The organism is Dietzia sp. DQ12-76, from assembly GCF_014145045.1.
In the GTDB taxonomy this organism is placed as follows: domain Bacteria; phylum Actinomycetota; class Actinomycetes; order Mycobacteriales; family Mycobacteriaceae; genus Dietzia.
On record NZ_JAALDV010000002.1, the window covers coordinates 1 to 5,193 of the forward strand.

6 protein-coding genes are annotated in these 5,193 nt (G+C 68.0%); 4 read left to right on the forward strand and 2 right to left on the reverse strand.

Annotation, left to right across the window (positions count from 1 at the left end):
• Nucleotides 1-1,067: thymidine phosphorylase (locus G6019_RS00045; RefSeq protein WP_182626864.1), on the reverse strand; the 1,067-nt coding region annotated here is incomplete at its 3' end.
• Nucleotides 1,064-1,492, reverse strand: coding sequence for a cytidine deaminase (locus G6019_RS00050; protein WP_107755904.1), 429 nt, complete (start codon nt 1,490-1,492; stop codon nt 1,064-1,066). The genes G6019_RS00045 and G6019_RS00050, both read right to left, overlap by 4 nt.
• A gap of 191 nt (nt 1,493-1,683) precedes the next feature.
• Here G6019_RS00050 and sdhC point away from each other — a divergent pair, with 191 nt between their 5' ends.
• The 4 genes from sdhC to G6019_RS00070 are packed head-to-tail and all read left to right on the forward strand — an operon-like array spanning nt 1,684 to nt 5,143.
• Nucleotides 1,684-2,091 (forward strand): succinate dehydrogenase, cytochrome b556 subunit, encoded by a 408-nt coding sequence (gene sdhC, locus G6019_RS00055; protein WP_107755903.1) that lies wholly within the window; start codon nt 1,684-1,686, stop codon nt 2,089-2,091.
• 14 nt (nt 2,092-2,105) lie between these two features.
• Nucleotides 2,106-2,537, forward strand: a complete 432-nt coding sequence (locus G6019_RS00060) for a succinate dehydrogenase hydrophobic membrane anchor subunit (protein ID WP_107755902.1) — start codon at nt 2,106-2,108, stop codon at nt 2,535-2,537.
• A 48-nt stretch (nt 2,538-2,585) separates the two neighbouring features.
• The gene (sdhA, locus tag G6019_RS00065; RefSeq protein WP_107755901.1) at nt 2,586-4,352 is read left to right on the forward strand and encodes a succinate dehydrogenase flavoprotein subunit; all 1,767 of its coding nucleotides are present in this window, start codon (nt 2,586-2,588) and stop codon (nt 4,350-4,352) included.
• On the forward strand, nt 4,352-5,143 hold the full coding sequence (locus G6019_RS00070) for a succinate dehydrogenase iron-sulfur subunit (protein WP_017836676.1): 792 nt from the start codon (nt 4,352-4,354) through the stop codon (nt 5,141-5,143). The genes sdhA and G6019_RS00070 overlap by 1 nt, the downstream gene beginning before the upstream one ends.
• The last annotated feature ends 50 nt before the right edge of the window (nt 5,144-5,193 follow it).

A 5,193-nucleotide genomic window follows, 5' to 3' on the forward strand; every position in this document is an offset into this window, starting at 1 on the left:
AACCACGACGCCCGACCCACTCCGAGCGCATCCCACCGCACCACCCCCGAGCCGGGTGCCCGCACCTCCTCCGTGTGCCCGGCCACCGGGAGCGCCGCGTGGGGGTCGCCACCCTGGGCGGCGACCATCGTGCGGAACGAGTCCATCGCCCGCCCGTCCCCGAGCCGTTCACGGGGGTCACCGTCGATACCCACCAGTGCCAGGGCCTCCCGCGCCAGCGCACAGGTCAGATCGACCATGTCGGAAGGGCCACCCCCGGCCAGGATCTCGACACACTCGGCCACCTCGAGCGCGTTGCCCACCGCGCGACCCAGCGGCGTGTGATTGGCGGTCACCAGGGCGCTGGTCCGGACCCCGGCCGACGTGCCGATCCCGACCATCACCCGCGCCAGTTCCTCAGCGTCCGCGCGCTCGGGCCGGAAGGCACCGGATCCGAACTTGACGTCGAGTACCAGGGCGCCGGTGCCCTCGGCGATCTTCTTGCTCATGATCGACGCCGCCACCATGGGGATCGACGGCACGGTCCCTGTGACGTCCCGCAGGGCGTAGAGGGCCCGGTCCGCGGGCGCGAGATCGGCCCCGGCAGCACAGATCACGGCCCCGGTCTCCTCGAGGATCCGGCGCCGGGAGTCGGCGTCCAGATCGGCGCGCCAGCCGGGGATCGACTCGAGTTTGTCCAGTGTCCCGCCCGTGTGACCGAGCCCGCGTCCCGAGAGCTGGGGCACCGCCAGCTCCCAGGTCGCCAACAAAGGTGTCAGGACGAGCGTCACCGCGTCCCCGACTCCGCCGGTCGAGTGTTTGTCCACCGTGGGAACGCGCCGACCGGCCCGGGTCAGACCGGACAGGTCCAACCGGGTACCGGACTCCACCATGGCGGAGGTCCAGCGCGCGATCTCACGGTCGGTCATGCCCCGGAAGTACACCGCCATCGCCAAGGCCGCCATCTGCTCGGGCGGGACGCGTCCTCGGGTGTAGCCGTCGACGATCCAGTCGATCTCGTCGTCGTCGAGCTCGTCGCCGTCGCGCTTGGCCTCGATGATCCGCACGGCATCGATGATGCGGCTCACGTCAGATCCTCCGGCCCGAAGGCGTCCGGCAGGAGGTCGGCGAGGCGGATCCGCCCACGGGACGTGTGGACCACCAGCTCCGGACCGCCGTGTTCGTGGAGGAGCTGGCGGCACCTGCCGCACGGCGCCAACGGGTCGCCGCCGGCCGTGACGACGACGATCTCGAGCAGTCGACCGCCGCCCGTGCGGTGGAGATCGGACACGAGCGAACACTCAGCGCAGAGGGTGAGCCCATAGGAGGCGTTCTCGACGTTGCAGCCGGTCACGATCCTGCGCCCGTCCCCACCGGGTCCGGACGCCAGCGCGGCGGCCCCCACCCCCAATCCCGAGTAGGGCCGGTAGGCGTTCCGCGCGGCCGCGGTCGCGGCCTCGCGCAAACCGGTGTCGGCCTCGTTCCCCTGTGCTGCGGTTTCCTCGAACGACACCCTTTTCTACCCCTCGGTAACTTCGTTTAGGGTCCCCTTACAGGCATTACCCGTCCGGACCACGGTACCCACCCTGCTTCTCGTCCGCGGCCTGACAGGTCTAAAGTCCTAGTAGGCGCCCGCTGTGCTTTCGGGCAGGAACCGCGCGCCGATGGCACCACGCCCAGACGATTCGGAGGCACGACAAGCCCATGAGTACTGCGCAGGCGCCGGCGCGTCCGGCCCCCAATAAGAAGATCAGCATCTACAAGGGTGACCCGGGAATGTGGTCGTGGGTCGCGCACCGTGTCTCCGGCGTGGCGATCTTCTTCTTCCTCTTCGTGCACGTGCTGGACACCTCGCTCGTCACGGTGAGCCCGGAGACCTACAACGCGGTCATCGACTCGTACAAGACCCCGATCGTCGGGTTGCTGGAGGTCGGCCTGGTCGCACTGGTCCTCTTCCACGGGCTCAACGGACTGCGCATCGTCGCCATCGACTTCTGGTCCAAGGGCGCGAAATACCAGCGCCAGATGCTCTGGGCCGTACTGGCGATCTGGGTCGTGGTTTTCGCCGCGGCGACCGCCCGCCTCCTCTTCCTTCTCTTCCAGCACATCTAAGGAGAACGATCATCATGGCAGACGCACCTGTTCTCCAGACGTCGTACGATCGCCCCGCCTCGCTCGCCCAGCCCCGCTCCCCGCGCCTGCGGTCACGAGGCAACTTCGAGCGGACCGCCTGGATCTTCATGCGCGCCTCGGGCGTCGCACTGGTCATCCTCACGTTCGGCCACCTCACCATGGGCCTCATGATCGACGAGGGTGTGCACAGGATCGACTGGGCCTACGTCGCCGAGCGTTGGCAGAGCCCGTTCTGGGCCTCGTGGAGCCTCCTCATGCTCTGGCTCGCACAGCTCCACGGCGCCAACGGCGTCCGGACGGTTATCGCCGACTACGCGCGCAAGGACTCGACGCGCTTCTGGCTCAATTCCCTTCTGGTCGTCGCGACCATCCTCGTTCTGGTCCTGGGTACCTACGCCATCTTCGGCCTCGCCTACGACATCTGATCGACGCCTGCGGACCGTTCCACTTCGAAAGCGAGCACTGAGAATCCCATGACCGATCGTCAGGTCCACCAGCACCAGTACGACGTGGTAATCGTCGGCGCCGGCGGCGCAGGCATGCGCGCGGCCATCGAGGCGGGCCCGCGGACCCGCACCGCCGTCCTCACCAAGCTCTACCCCACCCGCTCCCACACCGGCGCCGCGCAGGGCGGCATGTGCGCCGCCCTCGCGAACGTGGAGGAGGACAACTGGGAGTGGCACACGTTCGACACGGTCAAGGGCGGCGACTACCTCGTCGACCAGGACGCCGCGGAGATCATGGCCAAGGAGGCCATCACCGCGGTCATCGACCTGGAGAACATGGGTCTCCCGTTCAACCGCACGCCCGAGGGCAAGATTGACCAGCGCCGCTTCGGTGGCCACACCCGTGACCACGGGAAGGCACCCGTGCGCCGGGCCTGTTACGCGGCCGACCGCACCGGGCACATGATCCTGCAGACGCTGTACCAGAACTGCGTCAAGCACGACGTGGAGTTCTTCAACGAGTTCTACGTCCTCGACCTGTGCCTCACGGAGACCCCCGACGGGCCGGTCGCCACCGGGTGCGTGGCCTACGAGCTCGCCTCCGGCGACCTGCACGTCTTCCACTCCAAGGCCACCGTCTTCGCGACCGGCGGGTCGGGCCGGATGTACAAGACCACCTCCAACGCCCACACCCTCACCGGTGACGGCATGGCCGTGGTGTTCCGCAAGGGTCTGCCCCTGGAGGACATGGAGTTCCACCAGTTCCACCCGACGGGACTCGCCGGCCTGGGCATCCTCATCTCCGAGGCGGTCCGCGGCGAGGGCGGCATCCTGCGCAACGCGGACGGCGAGCGCTTCATGGAGCGATACGCCCCCACCATCAAGGACCTCGCGCCGCGCGACATCGTCGCCCGCTCGATGGTCCTCGAGGTGCGCGAGGGCCGCGGTGCCGGGCCCGACAAGGACTACGTCTACATCGACGTGACCCACCTCGGGGCGGACGTCCTCGAGGAGAAGCTGCCGGACATCACCGAGTTCTCCCGGACCTACCTGGGCGTCGACCCGGTCACCGAGCTGGTCCCGGTGTTCCCGACGTGTCACTACGTCATGGGCGGCATCCCGACCAACGTCAAGGGTGAGGTCCTACGCACCAACGACGACGTGGTGCCCGGCCTCTACGCGGCGGGCGAGTGCGCCTGCGTGTCGGTGCACGGCTCCAACCGGCTGGGCACCAACTCCCTGCTGGACATCAACGTGTTCGGCCGCCGGGCAGGGATCGCCGCGGCGGAGTACGCCGCGGGTCACGACTTCGTCGAGCTCCCCGAGGAGCCCGAGAAGATGGTCCGCGAGTGGATGGAGAGCATGCTCGCGGAGCACGGCACGGAGAACGCCAACGACATCCGCACCGAGATGCAGGCGATGATGGACGACAAGGCGTCGGTGTACCGCACCGAACAGTCGCTCACCGAGGCCCGGGACGAGCTCCGCGCCCTCAAGAAGCGCTACGCCGACGTGACCGTCAGCGACAAGGGCAAGCGATTCAACACCGAGCTCCTGGAAGCCGTTGAGCTGGGCTTCCTCCTCGAGATGGCAGAGGTGACGGTGGTGAGCGCGCTCAACCGCAAGGAGTCCCGCGGCGGCCACGCCCGGGAGGACTACCCCGACCGCAACGACGACGAGTTCATGAAGCACACGATGGCGTTCAAGGACGGCCTCGGCCTCCTCTCGGAGGTCCGGCTGGACTGGAAGCCGGTCGTGCAGACCCGCTACGAGCCGATGGAGCGTAAGTACTGATGACCACCGCAGTCGACACCACCAAGGCCACCGACGGCAAGGACCCGGGCTCGAACCGTCCGGTGCCGCCCGGCTCCACCATGGTCACGCTCAAGATCGCCCGGTTCAACCCGGAGGATCCGGACGCGGCGGGCTGGAAGGAGTACGAGGTCCCGGCACTGCCGTCGGACCGTCTGCTCAACCTGTTGATGTACGTCAAGAACTACATCGACGGCAGCCTGGCGTTCCGACGCTCGTGCGCACACGGCATCTGCGGCTCCGACGCCATGCTGATCAACGGGGTCAACCGCCTGGCGTGCAAGGTCCTCATGAAGGACATGCTCCCCAAGGACGGCAAGTCCATCACCATCACCATCGCCCCGATCCGTGGGTTGCCGGTGGAGAAGGACCTGTACGTCGACATGGAGCCGTTCTTCAAGTCGTTCCGTGACGTCATGCCCTACCTCATCACGTCCGGGAACCAGCCGACGGCCGAGCGTATCCAGTCCCAGACCGACCGGGCCCGCTTCGACGACACCACCAAGTGCATCCTCTGCGCCTGCTGCACGACCTCGTGCCCGGTGTTCTGGGCTGACGGCTCGTACTTCGGCCCGGCGTCGATCGTCAACGCCCACCGGTTCATCTTCGACTCCCGTGACGAGGGTGCCGCCGAGCGTCTGGAGATCCTCAACGACGCCGAGGGTGTGTGGCGGTGCCGGACGACCTTCAACTGCACCGATGCGTGCCCCCGTGGCATCCAGGTGACCAAGGCGATCCAGGAGGTCAAGCGCGCCCTGCTGTTCGCGCGCTGACCCCCGGTCTCCCCTGCGGGGCCGCACCCTCCCGAGCGGAGGGTGCGGCC